The organism is Deinococcus deserti VCD115 (assembly GCF_000020685.1).
In the GTDB taxonomy this organism is placed as follows: Bacteria; Deinococcota; Deinococci; order Deinococcales; family Deinococcaceae; genus Deinococcus; species Deinococcus deserti.
This window is the reverse complement of the sequence record NC_012526.1, coordinates 299,793-321,628: the sequence shown is the minus strand read 5'-3', so window position 1 is coordinate 321,628 and position 21,836 is coordinate 299,793. Positions and strand designations below refer to the sequence as shown.

General features: G+C 59.0%; 21 protein-coding genes and 1 tRNA gene. 11 read left to right on the top strand and 11 right to left on the bottom strand.

Annotation, left to right across the window (positions count from 1 at the left end; all coding sequences use genetic code 11):
* Positions 1–6 precede the first annotated feature (6 nt).
* Positions 7–82: transfer RNA gene (locus DEIDE_RS01620), tRNA-Lys, on the top strand.
* A gap of 86 nt (positions 83–168) precedes the next feature.
* On the opposite strand, the gene DEIDE_RS01615 is transcribed toward DEIDE_RS01620, so the two are convergent.
* The 3 genes from DEIDE_RS01615 to DEIDE_RS01605 all read right to left on the bottom strand — a co-directional run bounded on the left by DEIDE_RS01615 (position 169) and on the right by DEIDE_RS01605 (position 1,840).
* On the bottom strand, positions 169–522 hold the full coding sequence (locus DEIDE_RS01615) for a hypothetical protein (RefSeq protein WP_012692226.1): 354 nt from the start codon (positions 520–522) through the stop codon (positions 169–171).
* A 103-nt stretch (positions 523–625) separates the two neighbouring features.
* Entirely contained in the window at positions 626–1,114 is a 489-nt protein-coding gene (locus DEIDE_RS01610; protein WP_162485371.1) for a hypothetical protein, read from the bottom strand.
* 138 nt (positions 1,115–1,252) lie between these two features.
* The gene (locus DEIDE_RS01605) at positions 1,253–1,840 is read right to left on the bottom strand and encodes a hypothetical protein (RefSeq protein WP_012692224.1); all 588 of its coding nucleotides are present in this window, start codon (positions 1,838–1,840) and stop codon (positions 1,253–1,255) included.
* 106 nt (positions 1,841–1,946) lie between these two features.
* On the opposite strand from DEIDE_RS01605, the gene DEIDE_RS01600 reads away from it, so the two are divergent.
* Positions 1,947–2,189, top strand: coding sequence for a helix-turn-helix domain-containing protein (locus DEIDE_RS01600; protein ID WP_012692223.1), 243 nt, complete (start codon positions 1,947–1,949; stop codon positions 2,187–2,189).
* Positions 2,190–2,260: 71 nt separating this feature from the next.
* Complete coding sequence (locus DEIDE_RS01595) at positions 2,261–3,124, top strand: BglI family type II restriction endonuclease (protein ID WP_012692222.1); 864 nt, start codon at positions 2,261–2,263, stop codon at positions 3,122–3,124.
* Here DEIDE_RS01595 and DEIDE_RS18315 read toward each other — a convergent pair.
* Positions 3,121–4,134, bottom strand: a complete 1,014-nt coding sequence (locus tag DEIDE_RS18315; protein WP_012692221.1) for a DNA-methyltransferase — start codon at positions 4,132–4,134, stop codon at positions 3,121–3,123. The genes DEIDE_RS01595 and DEIDE_RS18315 overlap by 4 nt on opposite strands.
* A gap of 101 nt (positions 4,135–4,235) precedes the next feature.
* Complete coding sequence (locus DEIDE_RS01585) at positions 4,236–5,375, bottom strand: tyrosine-type recombinase/integrase (protein WP_012692220.1); 1,140 nt, start codon at positions 5,373–5,375, stop codon at positions 4,236–4,238.
* A gap of 226 nt (positions 5,376–5,601) precedes the next feature.
* Here DEIDE_RS01585 and DEIDE_RS01580 point away from each other — a divergent pair, with 226 nt between their 5' ends.
* The 7 genes from DEIDE_RS01580 to DEIDE_RS01540 all read left to right on the top strand — a co-directional run bounded on the left by DEIDE_RS01580 (position 5,602) and on the right by DEIDE_RS01540 (position 10,907).
* Positions 5,602–5,877, top strand: coding sequence for a hypothetical protein (locus DEIDE_RS01580; protein WP_162485370.1), 276 nt, complete (start codon positions 5,602–5,604; stop codon positions 5,875–5,877).
* A gap of 82 nt (positions 5,878–5,959) precedes the next feature.
* Positions 5,960–7,045, top strand: a complete 1,086-nt coding sequence (locus DEIDE_RS01575) for a hypothetical protein (protein WP_012692218.1) — start codon at positions 5,960–5,962, stop codon at positions 7,043–7,045.
* A gap of 11 nt (positions 7,046–7,056) precedes the next feature.
* Positions 7,057–8,216 (top strand): IS3-like element ISDds1 family transposase gene (locus DEIDE_RS01565; RefSeq protein WP_162485369.1). Its coding sequence is split into 2 segments (ribosomal slippage): positions 7,057–7,312 and positions 7,312–8,216, totalling 1,161 coding nucleotides; the frame shifts between segments, so codons are not numbered across the junction.
* Positions 8,217–8,525: 309 nt separating this feature from the next.
* Positions 8,526–8,750 (top strand): hypothetical protein, encoded by a 225-nt coding sequence (locus DEIDE_RS01560; protein ID WP_012692215.1) that lies wholly within the window; start codon positions 8,526–8,528, stop codon positions 8,748–8,750.
* Positions 8,747–9,439, top strand: a complete 693-nt coding sequence (locus DEIDE_RS01555) for a hypothetical protein (protein ID WP_012692214.1) — start codon at positions 8,747–8,749, stop codon at positions 9,437–9,439. Before DEIDE_RS01560 ends, DEIDE_RS01555 begins: the two co-directional genes overlap by 4 nt.
* The gene (locus DEIDE_RS01550; RefSeq protein WP_012692213.1) at positions 9,436–9,738 is read left to right on the top strand and encodes a hypothetical protein; all 303 of its coding nucleotides are present in this window, start codon (positions 9,436–9,438) and stop codon (positions 9,736–9,738) included. Before DEIDE_RS01555 ends, DEIDE_RS01550 begins: the two co-directional genes overlap by 4 nt.
* A 653-nt stretch (positions 9,739–10,391) precedes the next feature.
* Entirely contained in the window at positions 10,392–10,907 is a 516-nt protein-coding gene (locus DEIDE_RS01540) for a hypothetical protein (RefSeq protein WP_012692211.1), read from the top strand.
* Positions 10,908–11,345: 438 nt separating this feature from the next.
* On the opposite strand, the gene DEIDE_RS01530 is transcribed toward DEIDE_RS01540, so the two are convergent.
* From DEIDE_RS01530 to DEIDE_RS01500, 6 genes are all read right to left on the bottom strand, one after another.
* Positions 11,346–12,035, bottom strand: a complete 690-nt coding sequence (locus DEIDE_RS01530) for a prepilin-type N-terminal cleavage/methylation domain-containing protein (protein WP_012692210.1) — start codon at positions 12,033–12,035, stop codon at positions 11,346–11,348.
* Complete coding sequence (locus DEIDE_RS01525; protein ID WP_012692209.1) at positions 12,032–12,472, bottom strand: type II secretion system protein; 441 nt, start codon at positions 12,470–12,472, stop codon at positions 12,032–12,034. Before DEIDE_RS01525 ends, DEIDE_RS01530 begins: the two co-directional genes overlap by 4 nt.
* 3 nt (positions 12,473–12,475) lie before the next feature.
* A complete protein-coding gene (locus DEIDE_RS01520) occupies positions 12,476–12,949 on the bottom strand; it encodes a pilus assembly FimT family protein (RefSeq protein ID WP_012692208.1) in 474 nt (157 codons plus the stop codon).
* Complete coding sequence (locus DEIDE_RS01515) at positions 12,949–14,499, bottom strand: hypothetical protein (RefSeq protein ID WP_041226975.1); 1,551 nt, start codon at positions 14,497–14,499, stop codon at positions 12,949–12,951. The genes DEIDE_RS01520 and DEIDE_RS01515 overlap by 1 nt, the downstream gene beginning before the upstream one ends.
* Before the next feature lie 1,095 nt (positions 14,500–15,594).
* The gene (locus DEIDE_RS01505; protein ID WP_012692207.1) at positions 15,595–16,653 is read right to left on the bottom strand and encodes a chemotaxis protein CheB; all 1,059 of its coding nucleotides are present in this window, start codon (positions 16,651–16,653) and stop codon (positions 15,595–15,597) included.
* Between the two features lie 148 nt (positions 16,654–16,801).
* On the bottom strand, positions 16,802–18,106 hold the full coding sequence (locus DEIDE_RS01500) for a sensor histidine kinase (RefSeq protein WP_012692206.1): 1,305 nt from the start codon (positions 18,104–18,106) through the stop codon (positions 16,802–16,804).
* A gap of 367 nt (positions 18,107–18,473) precedes the next feature.
* Between DEIDE_RS01500 and DEIDE_RS01495 the strand changes: the two genes are divergently transcribed.
* On the top strand, positions 18,474–21,503 hold the full coding sequence (locus tag DEIDE_RS01495; protein ID WP_012692205.1) for a CheR family methyltransferase: 3,030 nt from the start codon (positions 18,474–18,476) through the stop codon (positions 21,501–21,503).
* The last annotated feature ends 333 nt before the right edge of the window (positions 21,504–21,836 follow it).

Here is a 21,836-nt window from a genome sequence, read left to right as displayed (position 1 = left end):
CGCTCTGGATCGTTAGCTCAATTGGCAGAGCAGCTGACTCTTAATCAGCGGGTTGTAGGTTCGATTCCTACACGATCCACCAACAGCAACCTCGGCCTAGCCGGGGTTTCTTCCATTTACACAAAGCAAGCGGACTAGGCCAAAGCCCAATCCGCAGCTACCGCGCAGCTACGCCAGACCGCCGTAGTCTGCGTCGTACATCTGCTTCATCGCCTCTAACTCTTCAATCAGACGATCCAGTTCGTCGGAGATCGCAGGAAGTTGGGCTTGTGGGTATACATGAGCCTCTAAGTCAAGCATTAACTGCTGCACCCTCGCCTGCTTGGGCACCAGCTGGTCCTCAATCATTAGCGTACGCTCGTCCTGATTTCTAGTCCGAGCATTGAAGATCATTCCTGTAAAAGGATCACCTTGGACTTCAACATCCGGGTCCATCCTCAGTTGCTTAGTGTCACTCACCGATATGGCAAGACTTAGTGCAGCATTGGCCTTCCGCTTCATGTCGTTATAGGTAAGAGTCACCCAACCACCCCTTTGAGCGAACGCTCAGTGAGCATATCCTGCTCAGGATAGTGCAGGATCAACCATGAAGGGGACAACTTGACGCTTTATCGCAGCCCACTGCTCAAGGAGTGCGGCTCTGGCGGAGCCTTGCTACAGCAACGATCGCAAGATGCCCAAGAGCAACCACAGTCAACGCCATAATCACCGATACACCAACCGCCTGAATCCACAAGGCAGCTGTTGCGAATCGGCCTTTGCTTGCCAGAACCGACTCGGTCGTATAGAACCTCAAGGCTTCCGTGCCTTTGTCCGTCAGGATTGATGAAATCCCGAAGCCCCATGAGTAGAAGTTCAGGGGTGCTCTGTTAGCCATACCAAGCACCAGAGCCACGACAGTAGCCACTGTGCCGACAATCTGAACGATATACAACACATCCTTGTAGAGCGGTTCCCCATAGCCCATGCCCTTCACTAGCAACGTTAGAAATGCTAGTAGGCAGATGAACAGGAGCAAAATCCCCAACCACGCCTTGAAGCTCAAATCGACAGCGCGGTCAATTCTCTTCCCTGTGTCCGATTCGAAGAAAGCCTTGAGCCGCTGGCGATCCATCCTGAGCCTCATATAGTTCCCGATACGTGCTCCTGAGAACCTTGGTTGCATACACAAGACCAACCCTCCTGAAATGAGGGGGCAGGCAAACAAACAAGCCAGAGGACATCCCCTCTGGCCTGCTCGTGAGTCTGTGCCTTATTCCTGCATCGTCACGGCCACCTCACCCGCAGGGTCGGCAGGGTCGTATCTGCACTCGAACTGGGTCCGCACCGTTGCGCCAAACCCATTCTGCGAATCAACGTACCCATTCCACGTCCGCTCTCCCGCGTCCGTCTCCTCGGCTTGCGCTGCGGACTCCATGCTGCCTGGAAACTTCGCCGTGGCGGGAGACTTGAGCTGTGACTTGACCTCGCTGCGGCACTTCACCAGGAAGAGGCCAATGTTAATGCGCTCCGCCGTCGTCTCTGGGGCAGCCGGAGGCTCTGGCGTCTGCGTGGCCGAATCTTGGCTCTCCGTGGCTTCAGCAGGCACGCGCTGTGGGGCAGCCTCAGCCGCCGTCTCCTGGCCCGAGGGCGTACCCGCTTCCGCAGCGAGAGAAGGGGCCATCAGCGCACCGCCCACAATCGTCAAGCCAAACCCAACGACGACTGCTCCAAGCAGCAAGGGCCAGCGCGTGATGCGGGGCTGAGGTCGCTTGAGCAGTCGCATCACCACAGAGACGAGAAGCAGGACGAGCCCGCCGAAAGAGAGAACCATACCGACCATACCGAGGAATAAGCCCATTGAATTGACCTCCGCACTTCATCTTCCTCTTATTCCGTGGTACATAACAAGATCAGACCGATTCGCGTCAGTCGCACTCAACGGTGTCTGATCCGATGCTCAGCGGATGCCTGCCCGCAAGCCTCAGCCCACAGACCCCCTGGTGCAGGAGGTCCGCATACGCGTCGGCCAGCGCATCCGCGAGCTGCGCTTGGCTAAGGGCATGAATCAGGATGAATTCGCTGCCGCCGCGGGCATTCACCGCACCCACCCCGGCAAGCTTGAGAACGCACAGATTGACCCCCAACTGAGCACCCTCGTCAAGGTGGCATCTGCGCTGGGAGTCAGGGTTGACGAACTACTGACATAGGTCTAGACAATACGCCAACCATACGTATTACGTGATTGACGTATCCGGTGTGACGGCGTACACTTTCTGACATGAATGATTTGCATCAGAAGTACATGAAAGAAAGGGCATCTCTCTTGAGTAATCTCGACGAACTCATTGAAATGGAGCAGAAATACATGTCGGTGATGGTGAACATCATTAAGGAAGCTGCGGAAGACATGCATCAGGATTTCCATGAGTTTGGACCTGAACTTCTTCCTTTCTGGCGCAACTATCCGCCAGAACAGCGTGGACGTGCCTTCCGCAACGAGGCCATCCCGATGCTGGAGCTCGGTGAGAAGCTGGTCGGTTCGCACATCATTAAAGCAGTGTGTCATAAGCTCGAGAATGTCCGCTTTCCTGGCTTACCCACCGGGGGTGACATCCGCTTCATGACGGATGATGCTTTCATTCATTGCGATATTAAGATCACTGGTCCGAACGAGGTGGATAACGAAGTCGTAGTTCCGCCTAATCAGGTTTCAGGTGATGGTGAACATTGGGATGCTTTTGGACTCCGCAACAATCACTGGCCTATTCACTACCGTGGCAGCCGAGGACTGAATTTCAACTTCCAGCCTAAGCTTCCCCCTTTGTACCTCGCAGGTGACAAACGGCGTGTTTGCCTTACCTTCTACATCAAGGCCGTCTACAGTACAGTCGAGTACGGCGTCCATCCTATCCGTCACTTCGAAGTAGTTTGCGTGCCTAATGGTCTTCTGATGTTCTCTAACGGAGTCCACTCCTACGCGAAAGCTGATGGACTCATTACCTCAGGCAAGGATGAGGTAACCAAAGACTCCTCAACTCGCCGTATCCGGGTCAAGCTGAATCCGCTAGCTCGAATTGCGAATTGGCGCGCCGTGAAAATGGAGCGCCAAGAGGATGGCTGGGTGCTATCCCACCGCGTCTAGTCGAATAGGCCAACTGCTGCGGCTTCCTCGGTTCGTTCTGAGGAGAGCCGCAAATCTTTGTCCTGCCGAAGAAGTCCATGACCTCTTTGTACCGCAGCAGCTACATTTCTTCTGGAAAGGGCGACGTATTCAGGCAGCAGCTCAAGTCCAATGAAATTACGGTTCAGGTTCGTCGCCGCCACCGCAGTTGTCCCGCTACCCATAAAGCAGTCAAGCACAGTGTCACCAGGATTCGTCAGAAGTTTAATTACTCGCGTGGGAAGTTCTAAGGGGAACTTAGCCTCGTGATCGTCGTTCGCTCGTACTGAAGGAAATCGCCAGATTCCTCTTGAACCCCATTCCTTCCACTCGTCACCTGTCAATCTCCTGCGATCAACAACAGTCTCTCCAGGCTTCCAAAATATATAAATATATTCAAATTCATCTACAGACCGGTAGGACAAACTTGTCCATTTTGAGTTTTCCCAAGCAGCGTCTTTGGCCCAAATGCGCCTATCGTAAAGATATAGACGAGCAGCATGAGCAGCATCAGAAACAACATCGCCTACTAATTTCACACGAGTTTGAGTGTTATATTTGCCGCCGCGAATATTGTTCCCATTGAGCCTACGGTCAATAGTTTGTTCACTGGTCCCGAGCAGCTCAGCAAGCTGGTATCTACTAAATGTGGGGTTATTTTCTTTAGCAGCTAGAACGTCTTCTCGAGTAATTGCAGAGCGCTGCTTAGTGATGTTAAGCGCCTGGAATCTTGGAATCTCTTCATCCTTAAACACAAGAATGTCTGCTATGTTAATTACCATAAAGCCACCAGGCTTCAAGATTCTGTCATGCTCAGCAATGACCGCACTTAAGAGATTTACCCAGTCTTGGTATGACTCCAAATATCGTTCGTAGTCTTTCCCTACATAATAGGGTGGCGACCAAACGCTAAGATCGATTGAGTTCGCATCGATCTCTTTAAGCAGCTTGCGTGAATCACCTTGATGAATCTGATTAATTTCAAGAGGCATACTTTCTCCCAAAGCTTACTAGTTTCAAAGCAAGCCAAATGTTATCGAGGTGTAGGTGGGCTAGCGTGTTCCGTTCTTCCCGACAGTTTACAGGCATGGCATCAGTCCCCGGCCTCCCTCAGCATCTCCCCCAGCGGGAGGGCTGCGGCACGACGTTGCTCCTCATAGACGTGGGCGTACACCCTCAGCGTGAAGCCGGGGTCTGTGTGCCCGAGCCGGTCAGCCACTACCTTTGGAGGCACGTTTGCACGGATAAGAAGGCTCGCTGAGGTGTGCCGCAGGTCGTGAAGCCTGATAGCAGGAACGCGTGCTTTCGCACAGAGCCTGCGGAATGCACCCATGAGGTTCGCAGGAAACATCAGCGTGCCCACGTCGCTGGGGAACACCATGCCGTGTTCCTGCCACTTCTCCCCTGCCTTGCACTGCTCAAGCCACTGGCTATGGCGATGTGCCCTCAGCGCCTCGACAGTGTCCGGCGACAAGGCAATGGTCCGGCGGCTTGCTCGCGTCTTGGGCGTCTCCAGCGTCACGCTGCTCACCCGGTCAATCAGGTTGTGCTGCACGACCAATGTGCCGGCCAGCATGTTGATGCTCTCCCACTTCAATCCCAGCAACTCACCCCGGCGCATTCCCGTCGCCAGCGCAAGGTAGAAGAGCGCGTAGAGCCGATGCTCGCGGGCCACAGCGAGGAACCGTGAGGCCTCGTCAGGGGTCCACACCTGCATCTCCTTTGGAGTGTGTTTCGGTGGCGTTACGGACTGAGCCACGTTCCGCCCGACGAGCTGCCAGCGCACAGCCTGGGTCAACGCAGTTCGTAGCAGCTTCACGCAGCCCAGAGCAACCTTGGCGCTCTGCCCCTCAGCCAGCAGCGCGGATACCAGCTCCTCAATGTGCAGCGGCGTGAGCTTGTCGAGCTGCACCTTCCCCAGCCGGGGCTTGATGTGGACCCGTGCGGTCATCTCGTAGCTGCGGTGGGTGTTGAACTTCACGTCGCGCTGCTTGTGCGTCAGCCAACGGTCCAGGTAGGCCGCCAACGTGAGGGTCTCCGAGCTGAGGCATCCCCCGTTCCGCTCTGAGACCAGGGCTTGCAGCTTCTCCCTGGCTTCGGCTTGAGTCTTGGCCGAGAAGTAGCGCCGTTGCTGCTTGCCGTCCGGTCCGTAGCCGAGGGTGACGTACCCACCCCAACCGCTCCCGTCCTTGCGTCGTCCTATGTACCCCTCGCCGTTCGCACGTTTGGCCATTTCGTCTCTGCTCCTCTCGCCCGGAGATTGCAATCCGAGCTACAAAGAATTAAGCCTCGAAACCAAAGCCAGCGCGTCATAACGGGACCTGCTGTTAGCTACGAAACCATGAGTTTCTATCGTCCTAGCGCATGGTTTCAGCATGTCGCCCGTCGAACGATTTCTGCATACCCCTGAAGAGTGGAGGCAGGTCGCAGGAAGACTCTGCGGCCGACAGGAGATCATCATGACGAACGACAGCAAGACGGAAACCAACCTCAGGGACATGGCGGAGAACACGGTCAAAGCGGAATTCGCCACGCTCGCTCAAGTGCGACAGGTGCTCGGCCTGTCCGGGCATCAGGTGGCTTCGGCAGTGCGTAGTGGGAAGCTCAAGGCCAAGCGGGTGGAGTTCATCGTTCGCCCTGAGGACGTGGCTGAGTTCCACGACTCCTACATAGAGGTGACCGAGGGCGGCATCGTTAGGGTACGGACTACGCCCAAGCCAGGAAGCAACCAATGAAATTGGCCGCTACGTGGACGCGCAGCAGCCAAACGAGCAGATCGGCCTTCATTATCGCTCTTCTGCATAGGGAGGCTCACAAATGACGGCTGTTGAGAAGGATTGGGACGTGCAACTCACGTTTGCGGACATGACGGTTGATCCGACTGAGGCCTTTGCTCAGGTATTCCCGCTGAACCCATGTCGTCAGGGTCGGATGCGGAGTTACGAAGAGACAACGGGCAAGAAGGAATCAGAGACCATCCATAGCCCCGTAGTTCTGAACGATGTGCGGCACAACATGACCCTCAACGGGCACGCCGGACGGCTGGGATTCCTGCCGGGAGATCAGAACCGCACGAGCGTCGGCATGATTGATATTGACCTCAAGCATTACGTCAGTCGGGCTGAGATGCGGCAAGTGGTGCGAGCAGTGACCGACACCCTCAGCCGGGCACGCATCTTCTGCTATGAGGAAGAATCCACCAATGGCGGCGCTCACCTATGGGTGTTCCTGAGCGAGCCCGTGCCGTATCAGCTCATGACCGACGCCCTGAAAGTGCTCATAACTGAGGCCGGGCATCCGAAACTAGAGCTCTTCCCCTCAGGCAACAAGGGAGCCGAGGGCAAGTGGGTCTATATGCCGTATGCGGGAGCTGAGCAGGACGCGCTGGGGCTGACCTTTCTGCGCGACCCTGAGCACAGGTGGCCGATTCCCGCTTGCGCCTTAGACCAGGCGATTCAGCGCGTCACGATGCAGGACTTCCTAGTCGTCCTCAGCCGGAAGCCCCAAGAGGCTCAGCAGGAGGCCAAGCAGACGACGGCTCATGACCTGGCCCCAGATGGTTATCCGCTGCTCGTACAGACGACGCTGACGCCACCTGAGAGGTTTGCTCGGCATGACAGCATTGAGGCCTTCCTCAACATCGCTGAACGTATGGGCAAGCAGACGGAGATGGCTGAGCATCTCAAGTCAGAAGCCATATACGTAACGTGGGTTGCTGATAACAAGCGCAGCCGGGAGGAGTGGTCCACTGAGATTGACCGCTGGGCGGAAGCTGAGTCAGATCATCAGTACGGCCTCAAGTTCTTGCTGGACCAAGGCTGGCGCATGCCCGAATTGCCCAAGATGGGACAGCAGGTGAGGATGACCCGATATGGCGTAGATGGAGATAAGCCCTCACGATAGGAGGCACCATCATGACTGATCGCAGAATCCACACCGCCGAGTTCAAGCGAGACGCAGTGCAGCTTGCTCGAACGAGCGGCAACCTGTCGGGCACCGCGCGTGACCTGGGCATCAACAGCTCCCTGCTGCGCAAATGGATGAATGCTGAGCAGGAGAAGGGCGAGTTGGCATTCCCTGGTCAGGGCAAACAGCTCCTCACTCCAGAGCAACAGGAGATACAACGGCTTCGCAAGGAGAACGAAATCCTGCGACAGGAGCGCGAGATCCTAAAAAAGGCGGCAGCCTTCTTCGCCAAAGAAACCACACGCTGAGGTATGAATTCATCCAAGATCAACGCCCCGAGTACCGCCTGGACCTGCTGTGCCGGGTGCTGGAGGTCTCGGTGAGCGGGTACCACAGCTGGCGAAGAAGGCCGATCTGCGACCGCAAGGAAGAGGATGCGCTGCTCGAGCAGCGCATCCAGGAAGTGCATCAACGTAGTAAACGCCGCTATGGGGCGCCACGCATTCACGCGGAGTTGCACGCTGGAGGAGTGCGCGTGTCCCGCAAGCGGGTGGCGCGTCTGATGCGTGCCAGTGGTCTGCGGGCCAAGGGAAAGCGCCGCTGGGTGCGGACCACGGGGAGCAGTCACACCATGGCCGTCTGCCCGAACCTGCTTGAGCGGCGGTTCGAGGTCTCGCAGCCGAACCAGGTCTGGGCGTTGGACCTGACGTATCTGCCCACGAAAGAGGGCTGGCTGTATCTCGCAGTCACCTTAGACCTGCATTCGCGAGCCGTGGTGGGTTACGCGATGGACATGCAGATGCCAGCCACCTTGCCACTGGCGGCCCTTCAGATGGCTGCTGGCCGACGTCTTCCGCCACCAGGCCTCCTTCATCACAGCGACAGGGGCAGTCAATACGCGAGTGGCATCTTTCAGGCAGAACTGGCCCGCATGCGGGCCAGGGGCAGTATGAGTCGTAAGGGGGATTGTTGGGACAACGCCGTGGTGGAAAGCTTCTTCAGCTCCCTGAAAAGGGAGTTGCTGGAGGACACCATCTTTGAGACCCGGGACGTGGCCCGACAAGCCGTATTTGAATTCATCGAGGTCTTCTACAACCGTCAGCGTCGTCACTCGTCTCTTGGGTACTTGACGCCCCTGGAGTTCGAACGCCAAGCTACAGCTGCTTAACTTCAGCTACGCAATATCGGGCCAGGCCCACTCATTTCACCGAGTTTCCGCCTGAGGCGAAGCTAAAGGCATGACGACTCTGAATGTTGCCGTGATCCCCAAATCGCTATTCGCCTACGACATCACTGTTGAAGTACCCGAGGGCTCAAGCCGAGCCGCTGCCTCGGACCTCATCAGGACGGCTGTTGACGCTGCCGTTGACCACAGGACTTCTCCCGCTGAGGGCATTGGTACGTGGAGCCACGCCGTTGTGCGGAATCCCGGCTGGAACCTGTGGGTCTACCCCGCTGAGGGAAGGCGGGCAGTCCCATGAGGGGTCAGCAGTCGCTATTGGTCCGCGTGGTGCCTGAGCCGTACTTCGGCTACACCATCAACATTGACCTCCCCAGTGACTTCAGCTGGAAGGACGTGCCCGCGCTGATTCGTCAGGCAGCTGAACAAACCTCAGGCGGCAAGTGGCTGTTCGCCACGGTCCTGACACGAGGTTGGAACCTCAAGGTGACGCCGCAATCCGGCAAGGAGCCCCAAGCATGACTACTGATTACGCGCCGATCTTGCAAGACGTTGAGCGGGAGCTGGCTGACCTTCTGACGGACAAGGCTCAGCTGGAGGAGCTTCGCAACAAGTACACCGCGCAATACGAGGCCGCTGAGACGGAATGGAAGGCCAAGCGCACTGGCGAGAGCATGGAAGCGATGCAGAAGGCCATGAGCTTCAGGGACACCGTGCTGGCTTCGCTCAAGGAGCAGGAGCACGAGATCGCCAAGGCACGGGCCTACGTCACCACTCTGCAAGAGAGGCTGCGTCAACAGCGGATTCTGGCTGAGATCTCCGAAGCCGCAGCACGTCTGGCTCAGGTGCAGCAAGAGCACACAGACGGGATGCTCAAGCTGTATGAGGTTGTGTGGCAACAACTGTCTGAGCTGGGCCAACTTCGTGCCGAGTGGCAGGACAAGCAGCTTGAGGCGTGGCAGAAGGTGCGGACCTTAGGCGCCAACATGCAGGAAGGGACGCAGATTGCTCATAAGGCAGGGGTTGATGTTGACGTCCTCCGGGTGGCCCCTCCCATTCATGGGTCGGTGCTGCTGGGGCACCAGAAGCCCTACACGTTGCCTATGCCCGAGCGTTCTGAGGCTCAGTTCGTAGGCGAGGCTCTGATGATTAGCGGCTTGTTCGTCAACAAGCGGTTCGTTGACCAGGCGAAGGCAGGTGAGGAGCAATGACACTGAGCCCCACGAAACGAGGGACGGACACTCAGCGCCGTTACCTGGGCCGTATTGCCAACCGCGCCCAACATCTGCCTGTTGATCTGACGCGGATTGCGAATGCCCTGATGCATGCGTTGGAGGTTGCCGAGGAGTTGCTGTACGACGATGACAAGGTGCTTCGTTTGAAGGCAGCGCATTCCCTCAGCCAGACAGCCTCTGCGGCAATGAAGGTGCTGGAGGTGGGTGAGCTTGAGGCGCGGCTTGCTGAGGTGGAGCAAGTCGAGCTGGCCCGGCAGGAGCGTGAGCGGGCATGACGTCCCTGCGAAGGCGCGTGAATCGCGTAAGTGACTCTGTTCAGAGTGAGTGGCTGGCGTCCTGGGACGTGTGGTGCGTACGGCTGGTTCGGCTGTGGCGTCAGTACGACGCCGATGGACGGGCGCATCATGCCCTTGCCCTCTCGGTGGAGCAGCGTTGGGCGTCGTTGGTTTCAGATGAGGAGACGGCTGAGTTCCTGGCGTGGGGAGAGGCGCGTGCAGCGGAGCTGTACCTTCCGGCTGGGCTCTGGACTTGGTTCTGGCAGGAGGCCTACGGTGCCCGGCTGCGGGGTGACATACGCGTGTGGCCGCAAACGACACCGTGTCCTCCTACGGTGAGCCCTGGCCAGCTGAGGAGTCTGGTGAGCAAGGTTATGGTGGATGACAGTGATCCTGCGATGTCGTGGGCTTTGGTGATGGCGGCTCTGGCTGCGGCAATTGCCCCCATATCCAAAGCAAGCGCAGAGTTTGATTAAGACTCGCAGTTCCAAACGTACCCCAGCCTACTTCTAGCAATATTCCCTGCGCGTACCATTGGTCCACGTCCCGACATCATTGCGGGGTCATATGCAGAACGGCCAAGCGTGCCAATATCTGCCCTTAGTTCTTGGAACTGGGGGCAGATTTCTGTTGTTGGGACGTGGGAGGAATATATGTTGACTCAAGAACAAGAGAGCAGATTCGCTGAGCATCTTACCGACATTGATATACTTGCCCAGCACGGCACCGTCATATTGGTGGGCGAGCAGTATGGTGTTGAGCAAGGCAAGTATTCAATCTTACGCCTAGTGAACATTGGAATGAAGACTGTTTGCTGGTTCCCCGCAGATCCAATGAGGGACCCGGACCCGGATTCCAATGAACTGTTCTTGCGAGAACACACATTCACTCAGCACCTTCTAGCTCCGGGAGCGTCGGTAGATATGACGCCGGAACAACCGACTCTTTCTGCGACAGTTCACTTCGCGTCAAGGGTGAGTGAGGAGGACGACAGTGCTGTCCTAGTGAGCCTCGTCGGGCAGTTGGGCTATGGATCGGTGTACTACTCCCTGTTGCAGGAGCATTCTGCGTCCTCGCTGACGGACGGCGGGCCAGTTGAGGGCGCAGCTTCTCCGCAGCTTCCCGGCAGCTTCGTGGCACGGCGCGAGGTTGGACTGCCGTCTTTGTAGGCTCAAAGCAGCGTGTTTCAGGCTGATCTTGCTTCGCAGGCTGACTCTTAATCAGCGGGTTGTAGGTTCGATTCCTACACGATCCACCAACAGCAACCTCGGCCTAGCCGGGGTTTTTTATTGGCGCAGTGGCCTTGGAAAGAACGCAACTGAAGGGGCGCTACAACCGTGCCACAACTGGTTGAACTGGACCCACGCGTCCTGCCAGAAACCTTTGCACGTTTGGTTGGGCCATGCCCACGTGTTCGCTCAGCTTGACGGGAGGAGACGGCCGCGAACAGCTTACGCAGCAGCCCACAGTGGCCGTGATGGCGTTTGACCAAGTCCCCAAAGTGGTGAGCACGGTCCATGCGCCCCGTCGTTCCTAAGAGAGGCTGACCAGCGTCCAACAAATCCCGTCCTCGACTTTCTTTTTGCTAGCGGACACGTGGCGCAGGCTCAGTGGATGTTACGAGCCGTTGCGACTGTCGTAATGGGACTCGCGGTAACCGCCTGTCCGAGAACATTTTGCTTAGGGGTCAAAGACAAGACAACTCGACGATATTTCCCCGTGGTGCTTATACCCGGGTAAGCGAATGACCCTGCTCCCAGATAATCACTCACCACGCGGAGCATCTCCTGACTGGTCACCGCCGATGCGGGGTCTAACACGGTCACGCAGGCGCTGAACTGCATCAGCACCTTCTGGCCAGTATTCCTGGCGTCGGGAGCTACTGTCGACCATTCAGAACCGCTCGTGGCGTTGCTCCGAGCCGTAAAGTAGTAGACCACGTACTCGTAATTCTCTGCGGGGCCAGTGCAGCGTGTACCAACAGATTTCGCGGTGTAAAGCGCCAACACATCCGCACCCGTCGGGGTCACCGCGGGCGATCCACCAGTTGGCGCGCCTACCGCCAAGGTGGACAGGTACGGCGTTTGTCCAGGCGCGACGATATTGAGCGCGCGGCGCACATCATCTGCCACTACGTTGGCACCCTGCTGGACATGGTTGACGCCGCTGGACATTGCCACAGAAGAGGTCGACACCTTGTTCGTACTCATGAGCAACTGCGACGCGACCACCAGGATCAGGGTCCCGAGGCCCATCACGATCAACAACTCAAGTAGGGTAAAGCCGTTGGCTTTCATCGCTTGTAGATCTCCGTGCCGTTCACAAAACTGGTGCCGCTCCCCTGTGAGGTATAGGTCAAGGCCAGATTCATCAGGGTGGCAGACGCCGAGGCGCTATACGCGGGCGTGGACGTTTTCGTCCAACTGACGGAACTTTTGGCCGCGAAGGTTGGTGAGGCCATATCGACCTCCGAGATCTTCAGGCTCCACGTGTACCCAGTAAGATCAGTTGGGAGCGGAAATGCCGCATCTGTACGTCCGAAGGTGCTGGACGACCGCCAGTATTCCGTCACCGTCTCGAAAAATGCCTGGGCCGCCTGGTTCGCCCTCAACCGGTCCGCGGAAATCCTGTTCGTGGACAAGGAGACAGTGACGGACGACGAGATTGCGATCACGACGGCGAATATCGCAATCGCGACGAGCACTTCAATAAGGGTCATGCCCCGGGTCTTCATTGCTTAGTTCCTCACGACTTTGAGGAGCGCGGCAGGCCCAAGGGCATACACGGACCGGGTAAGGCCGTTGCGGGTGATCACTATCTTGATGTCAGCGGCAACGGGGCTCACTGCGTTGTTGACGAAACCTCCAAACGGGGCCTTGACGGTGACCACCGTGGGCGTGGCCAAGCAGGCAGGGCGGCAGGTCAGGCTGCTGATCGTCGCGTCGAGAGGCTGCCCACCAGCGAACATCACGCCACCCTGGGACAGCTTGATCGTGTTGGCCGTTGCATCAATGGTAAAGGTCACGTCCTTGTTCGTCGTTCTCACGCGAGAAGACGCTTTGTCCATAAGTCGGCCAACTTCGGCCGCGGCCGCGTCTGCCCTTGTGAGGTTGATCCACCTGATGTAGCTCGCGCTCCCGATGGACGCAAGAATACCGACGATCGCCAACACCACGAGCAGTTCGAGCAGTGAAAAACCGTCCGATTTCATCAGTTGCCCTCGGCTTCCTGCCAGGAGTTCTGGAGATCGTCCACGCCGGGGAGTGCGGTCGTGTCGAGCGACGCCTTCAAGCCGGGGATCACAGTTGCCGATAGGCTGGCGTTGTAGCAAATTTTCGCGTCCACTGCGCCGCAATAGCCGGTCTTAGCAGTCCCAGAGACAGTGAACACCGGGTTTGAGGCGTCGGCGTTCGTTCCGGTCTCGACAATCACCCCGCCCGCGAAGGAGCCAGCGTTCCCGGCGATCTGCACGGATTGACCGTTCCCGATGATATAGAGCAGTCCTTTGAATCCGCCGTTGTTGAGGCTGATGGTGATACAGCTCTGATTGTTCGCGCTGCAGCCGATAGTTGGCAGGTCGACCACGAGGACACGTGGGGTGTCACATGGGGTGAGGTTCAGTTGTCCCCCGTTCAGGCTGGTCGGCCGCAGCCACTGCACTTTGCTGTCGGTGGAACCCGAGGGGCAGGTATCGGAGGTGATGATGGCGTTCGTGAGGGTGCTGTCCGTGAGGTCGCCCTCAAAAGCAACCTTCGTTACACCAAAGGTGGCCTCAAACAGTTTGGAGGGATCGGTGGAGAGATATCCGCAGGTGTAAACATCACAACTCGACGCGGCTCCACCTTTCGCTGAAGGGGACGACAGATAACTCAAAATAGCGGGGACTTCAGTCGTCACGGCCAGGTGTGCAGGACTCGACAGTGGGACCATCTGCTGCGTGACGGTAGTCTTGCCAGCCTTATTGGTGGTGGTGACGTTAATATACTCATTAACCGCCGTTAACTCCACTGCCCCCGTTGCGGCATCAATTTTTGTGACTTTGTACAGGGCGTCGGTTGGTGGATTAGATGCGTATGTCACATTGTCATTCAAATTAGGAAGGGTAGCCGTTGGCCAGATGACCTGATAGACGGGGGGACTGGAGGGTGAGGGGCACGTGTTGCCAACCGCACCAGGACAGGTGACGATGGAACCCGTACCAACGGTGCCGGTCTGCCCGACGACGTTGCCCCCCCCACTGACACCTGAGGGCCCAGTGGTTGCCAATGCGCCCGCTGTCGCAGCCTTAATCGAGCTTGGCGTGATGACATACGACAGTACAATCTTTCGCTCTCCGCCCGTGGTGCTCCATCCGGCGGATTTCAGTTCGACTGTGGAGTTCCCCTTCGGTGCTGCAGTAACCTCGAAGGCGCCACCAGCAACCGAGCCCCTAGAACCTGTACTTGCGCCCAGGTTCGGTGTTGCGTTTAGGCGGACAGCCAGATCAGCAGCCACATCATCGGTGGTCGAGTCCCGGTAAAGCTTTCCAGTGGATGCAAGTCCAGCCTTTGTAACTGTCTGAGTCGGCGTGATCAGCGTGGATATTCTTGCCATCGCACGCTCGAGTCCTGCATTCGCGGCATAGAAGGCAGGAATCTTCTGCGTCTCGGCGGTTACTGTCTGCCGGGCGATGATGGAGAACGTGGACGAAACGACTAAAATGACCCCGATCAACACTGCTATCGAGAGCACCACCACCAATACGAATCCGTCCCGCTTCATCCAACCCCCCTTGGCTCCCGCCGCTCCCTGCTTTTCCCTCTAAAAACTTGTGAGGTTTTTCATATCTTTTGAATGGCGGGTAAGGGTACTGTAAGACTAAACGTGGTATGAGCGGTGAGAACCTTTAGCGGTGCATTCCATGCCGTACCGTGGCAGTCGACCTGGCGCGGCTAAAACGTATGTACCCCACCCAATTGGGGGTATGCCAGAACGGTATGCCTGAGCCGACTGTCGGATCACGTCTGATATGCGTGGTCCGTCGTTCCCGTCTCACCAGCAGAGCAGTCCCGTGAATTCCACCAAGCCCGGCATGAGCCCGACGAGTCAGCGCCAGAACTGGCCCCACCCGCTCCGCTCAAGCTGGGCTTCGCGGCCCCGGGCAACGGCATAGGCCAGGTCAAGCGCACCAGTTGGGCCACCCATCCAGACGCAGGCCGGCAACATCAGCCATGCGGCCACGAAGGTAGGGCGTCACAGGAGAATTGAGGGCAACCTGAGGGCCATGCTGGATACTGTAAAAGTGTTACTACCGCTGCGCGCGACGCTGGGTAGTCGCGTCCTCTTCCGCCTGGCTGGGCACATCAGGGCGGATGAATCAGGATTTCGGAGCCTTGCCAGAAACCTCCGAATACCTCGTCTACGAAGTCATGATCCGCTTGATGGTCCGTCGTCTGGCTGCCGCATGATGGCTCTGCCCTGCCCTTTCAAAACGCTTTTCAAGTTTGATTCCTACACGGTCCACCTGATGAGGCCCCGATTCCGCCCAACTGTTTCGTCATTCAGGCGCTGATCTGTAATTCCCGGCGCGGCTGTTCTTTCCCGGTTCAGCAAACGAGTCCAGCCGCCTGCCCAGAACATAGACCTGAAGCCTCAGAGAACAGAAATCTATCTTCTATTGCGGGAAAAACGTCTCCTCATCTTCGTAATTGCAGGTAAGAACGCCTAAATTACCGGATGTTTATTGCATATCAGTTTGGATTGCTGCATCACTGACGAGGCGGTAAGAGCTTCGTAAAGATCCATAAGCGTATCTGACCAGAAGTCCTAAAAAGGCCATAAAAAACTTCTGCCGACGATTGTGACTCAGTTCTCCATTCAGCCAGAGTGGACGTCTTCAGTGGTGAGGTTCTGAGCGTGGTCCGGGGTCCGGCCCTGCGCACTGCGCTGAACCACCAGGGCGCGGATCTGGCTGGCGCGGTCCTGGGCTTCCTGGGCGCGGTCAAGAAAGGCTTCTGCGGTCTGGGGATCGCCCAGATCCGCATAGTGCTCGGCCATGTGGCGCAGAAGCATCTGGCTTTCGTCAATGGCACGCAGGGCATTCCACAGGCTTTCCTCGATGTTCTCGGTCACGTACGACAGCAGGCCGTTATCTGAAAATGCATGACCGGTATGGCAGCGGTAGCGGGTCAGCATGCCCTCCTGAACCTTCAACAGTGCCCCGTGGCATTCCGGACAGGTCAGGGTCGAGGGCTCCCCCAGCTTCAGCCATTCGCTCAGCGGCAACCGCTGCCCGGCCGTGACCTGAACTTCAGTCGCCAGGCGCTGCTCCTCGTTATCGCTCATGTGATTCTCCTCTACCTGGGCCGCCGGGTCCTGCGCGAGCCGGGTCAGCAAAGGCGCCAGCCCGGAAAGTGGCACCACGTGATCCACGTTGACCTGTCCCAGAGCGTTGCGTGGCATCTCGTCAAACATGGCGTCGGCAGGGTCCTGCACGACCGCAACACCGCCGCGCCGCTTGACGGTCCACAGCCCCGAGGCACCGTCGTCGAGCATGCCGGACAGCACCACCGCGATAACACCCGGACCGTAGGCGTAGGCCGCCGAGCGGAACAGGGCGTTGGCCGAGGGCCGGAAGCGGTTTTCCTTGGGCCCACGCGCCACGATCAGGTGTCCGTCCTCGATCAGCAGGTGATGGTCGGGCACCGCCACGTAGATATGACCAGGCATGACCCGCTGACCGTCTACAGCGTGAGAAGCCGCCAGAGGCCCCGAACGCTGCAGAATCTGGGGCAGCGTACTTGTGGCCCGCGGCGATACATGCTGGACCACCAGAATGGGCAGAGGAAAGTCAGCTGGAAACGAGGCTGCCAGTTGCATCAGGCTTTCCACCCCACCAGCCGACGCACCGATAACCACGACCTGATGAGATGCCATACCGTCTATTCTCTCTCAGCGCCGCAAACAGAATGTTCTGGAAACATGAACACAATGCGCCCGTGTGCATGGCCCCCAGAAGCTGCCCAGGCCAGCTTCCCGGCACACCCCGTGCCGGCCGGCCCAGTGTGGCCCGGTTCGGTGGCGCTCAGTCGAGTTCGTCGGGCTGCTTGGGCAGTGCCACGTAAAAGGTGGCGCCTTCCCCCACATGGCCCTCGGCCCATACCCGGCCACCCTGGCGCGAGACCACCCGGCGCACGGTCACCAGCCCCACACCGGCGCCCTCGAAGTCACGCTCGTTGTGCAGGCGCTGGAAGACGTTGAACAAGCGGTCGCGGTAGCGCATGTTGAAGCCCACGCCGTTGTCGCTGACGGCCAGCACGTGTTCGCGCGGCAGGTCCTGGGCATACACATGAATGCGCGGGTCAGGCTGGTCCCGGGTGAATTTCAGGGCGTTGTCCAGCAGCTCCCTGAGCACCAGCTGCATGGCGCCGCTGTCGCCCTGCACCACCGGCAGGGGGTCGGACGTCAGGCGGACATTCCGGTCCTTGAGCTGAGGCCGCAGCTTACGCTGCACGTCCTTGAAGACCTGGTCCATGGGCAGCGGGGCCGAGCGCATACGCATGCGGCTGGCCCGAGAAAAGCTCAGCAGCGCTGTAGTCAGGATCGTCATGCGCTCGCCGGAGCTGCGGATGTGCTCGATGTAACGCAGGGCTTCCTCGTCGTACTCCTGGTGCCTGCCGAGCCGGTCCACGAAAGTCTCGATGTGCCGCAGCGGCCCTTGCAGGTCGACCGCCACGTCATAGGTAAAGCGCTCGAGCTCCTCGCTGAGCTCGCGGACCTTGGCACTGCGCTCCTCGACCCGCTGTTCCAGGGTCTGGTTGAGGTGCATGATTTCCTGCTGCACCTGCTTTTGCACGTGGATGTCTATCACCGCGACCCGGCACGAGTCGCCCGGCTTCCCTTCTTTGCTGATGGCCGCGCCTTCCAGCTGCGCCCAGAAGGTGGTGCCGTCCGAGCGCAGCAGCAGGACTTCCGTCACCCGTTTGTCCAGCGACTCGAAAATTCGTTTCATCAACGCGGTGAAGTGACCCCGGTACTCAGCGGCGATGTAGGCCCCGAACTGCCGTCCGGTCAGGCGCGAGCGCTGCATTCCCAGCATGCTGCTGGCCGCCTCGTTGACCGCCTGCACCAGACCCATGCGGTCAACCGTGAGATAGCCGATGGGCGCAAAATCAAACAGCTCCTGGTATTTGCGGTGGGCTTCTTCTGTCTCCTGCAGGGCGCGGCGCAGTTCCTCGTTCTGATGCTCAAGTTCTATCTGGTGCACCTGCAATTCATGAAGCAGCAGTGCCGGGTCCTGGATGGTCGCCGGCACTTCGCGGGGGGAGTCACGCAATTCCTGCTCTGCCTGCTCGCGGGCTGTCTGTTGTGAAGGGGCCTGCTCACTCATGTGTCTTTCACAGCTCCAGTTGAAGCGGGGTACCAGATGACCATGTGCCTGGATAAAGGGGACCAGCAACCGGATCTGCCAGCGTGCGGATATGACACCCACTATAGCCTGCGTCCGTCACACACACGGAGACCACGATTGTGCTGACCTTTAGCCGGGTGAGGCTGGGCCCGGGACTGGCCCACCTGTCTGCCTGCCCGGTCAGTCTGCCCCTGATGCCGGCCTCACAGTCCTGCCTGATGCACATAGAGCCGCGCTCCCTGGACATAGACTGCTCTGCAGTGCGCTGTGGCTTCCCGCCAGACTGTCAGTGTCATGGAAGGTCGCCTGTCCTATCCTGAGCGGTCTGTACCCCGGAGCCCACCTGATGAACGAAGACGCCCACACCGCCACTGACTTTCCTGAGGCACCTGCTGAAAGCCGGTTCAGAACGCCGACCGCCATTGTCGGAATCGGCGGCTCGGCCGGCGCACTGGACAGTTACGAACGCCTGTTTACGGCGCTTGCCCAGGGCAGCGGCATGGCCTTCGTGGTGGTGCCGCACCTGGATCCGCAGAGCGGCAGCCTGATGCCGGAACTGCTGGCCCGCTGCACCTCCCTGCCGGTGGTGGAAATCACCGACGGCCTGGAAGCCGCCGCCGAACACGTCTATGTCGCGCCGCCCGGCCACACGGTGACCCTGCTGCGCGGCGCCTTGCAACTGACCCCCGACCCCCAGCCTCACCTGCCTATCGACACGTTCTTTGCCAGCCTCGCCGCCGATCAGGGCGAACGGGCCGTGGCTGTGGTGCTGTCGGGCATGGGCATTGACGGCAGCCGTGGCGTGCAGGCCATCAAGCAGAACCTGGGGCTGGTGTACGTGCAGGATCCGGCGACCGCGCAGTACGCCAGCATGCCGCAGAGCGCCGTGGCCACCGGCACCGCCGATCAGGTGCTGCCGGCCGAAGAACTGGCGGCCGAGCTGTTTGCCCAGGTGACCCGCACCCAGACCCTGCGTTACCCGGAGGCGTTTGCCAGTGACGGGCGCGCTTCGGCCTCGTTGCAGAAGGTGCTCAATCAGGTCCGGGTCCGCACGTCGCACGACTTTTCCCAGTACAAGCTCAATACGCTGGTGCGCCGCATCGACCGGCGCATGAAAAGTCAGCAGATCCAGGACCTCGAACAGTACGCCCATGTCCTGCGCGACAATCCCGAAGAGGTCCGGGCGCTGTTCCGGGACTTCCTGATCAACGTGACCAGCTTTTTCCGCGATCCGCAGGCGTTCGAGATGGTAGCGGCCCATCTGCGGACCTATATGCGGGAGCACGCCGAGTCGGGCAGTTTCCGGATCTGGGTGGCGGGCTGCTCCACAGGAGAGGAAGCCTATTCGCTGGCCATGCTGCTGCGCGAGGTGCTTGAGGAAACCGAGGACCTCTCGCACGTTGGGGTACAGATCTTTGCCACCGACCTTGATCAGGAGGCCGTGGACACCGCCCGGCTGGGCCTGTACTCCACACAGGCTGTGGCAGGCGTGTCCACCGAGCGGCTGGACCGGTTTTTCATTGCGCGCGACGGCGGCTATCAGGTCAGGAGCGAACTGCGCGAGATGATCGTGTTTGCGCGGCACAACGTTTTCCGGGACCCGCCGTTTACCCGCCTGGACCTGGTGTCGTGCCGCAACATGCTGATCTATTTCAGCCCCGAGCTGCAAAAGGAAGTGCTGCCGCTGTTTCACTTCGCCCTGAAACCCGGCGGCCTGTTGTTCCTGGGACCGTCCGAGACACTGGGCACCAGCCGGGAGATGTTCGGCACCCTGGACAACCGCTGGAAGCTCTACCGGCGTGAGGGCTTCCGGCCCGCAGGAACACTGGCGCTGGCCAACCTGAGCCAGACACCGTTGACAATCGAGCCTCAGCGGACGTCCCGCGAGCATCACCTGCGCTTCCAGCCTGCCCGCCCACGGGAAAGTAGCGTGTCCAGCAGTGTGCAGACTGTGCTGCTGGCCGAGTGGACGCCCCCAGCCGTCGCCGTGGACGCCCAGGGCACTGTGGTGTATGTCAGCGGCCGGACCGGAGCCTACCTGGAGCTGCCGAACGGCGTCCCCAACAACAATGTGGTGGATATGGCCTTCCCGGAGCTGCGCTACGAACTGATCGGCGCGCTGCGCGAAGCCGTGGCCACCGACAGCGAGGTCCGCTCGCCGGTGCTTGATTTCACCGTTCAATGCACGCCGCACCAGCTGGAACTGGTAGTGACCCCCATGCGCTACCCAGGTCAGCCTCAGGACCTGTTTCTGATTGTCTTTCTGGACCGGGGGCAGGCGCCGCTGCAAAGCCTGGCCAGTGCCGGGCCGGACACCAGCGGCCGGGTGGCGCAGCTGGAGCGCGAACTCCAGCGCACCAAGGAATACCTGCAGGCCACCATCGAGGAGACGGAAGTGGCGCTTGAGGAACGCAAAAGCACCAATGAGGAACTCCAGACCACCAACGAGGAACTCCAGAGCAGCATCGAGGAGCTGATGACCTCCAAAGAGGAGTTGCAGTCGCTCAACGAGGAGCTCAGCACCATCAACGCCGAACATCACGTGATCATCACGGATCTCCAGCAGGCCAACGACGATATGAAAAACCTGCTGGACTCGGTGGGCATTGCCACCGTGTTCCTGGACAACAACCTGCGGGTCAAGCGGTTTACGCCGCGCATTACCGAAGTGGTCAGTCTGATGTCGGTGGATCTGGGGCGACCGATCACCGATATCGCCTCGAACCTGCGCTACGACATCCTGGCCGAGGACATTCAGCGCGTGATCCAGACTCTGATTCCCTATGAAACAGAGGTCCAGACCAAGGACGGCCGCTGGTTCCTGATGCGCATTTCGCCCTACCGGACCTTCGATAACACCATCGACGGCGCCGTGGTGGTCTTTACCAATATCGACACCGTCAAGCAGCTGCACCACCAGCTGCGCGACGCTCAGGACCAAAACGAAGCTGTGCTGAATACCATGAGTGACCCGGTCGTGGTGCTCGACCATAACCTGCGGGTGCTGTCGCACAACAAGGCCCTGCTGGAGCTGCTGCAGCTTCAGGTTGCCGACGCAAAGGGCGTGAGGCTCTTTGACCTGGGCAGCGGGCAGTTCGACAATCCAGAGCTGACGGGCCTGTTGCGCGACCTGACGCTGGGCAGCGGCGAACTGAGCGATTTCATGCTGCACATGGACCTTCCCGGTCAGGGCCGACGGATCGTCAAAGTCAATGCGCGCCCCCTCCAGACCCACGACGAGCGCGCCGAACTGCTGCTGTGGGCAGAGGACGTCACGCCGATCATTCAGCAGCTTGCCGAAGAGGGTCCCGGAGCCATTCACGAAACGACATCATCCGAAGCGGACAGCGGAGCACAGGCCCCTGATCAGAACTGACGCAAGCTGAAACCCAGGGTGGCCGTGAAATCAGGCCGCGCCAGAGGTCACCACGCCTGCCTCAAGCCACAACAAAAAAGCGGAGGAAGTCTTTGCGGACTTCCTCCCTTCCTGAGGTGCGGGTGACTGGCCTCGAACCAGTCCAGGGGCCTGCTTCCGCCCCGCTCGTACGTCCGTTTTTTAGAAGGTGGACGTCTCCCTTCCCTGTTTCTGGGTCACAAGTATGGGCCGGCTGTGATGGCCATAGATGGATTAAATGTCTGGGGCAATTAAGCCGTTTTCAGTATGCTGTGAGCTAAACCCTAAGGCTTGTTCAACATGGCTCCGGGCGCT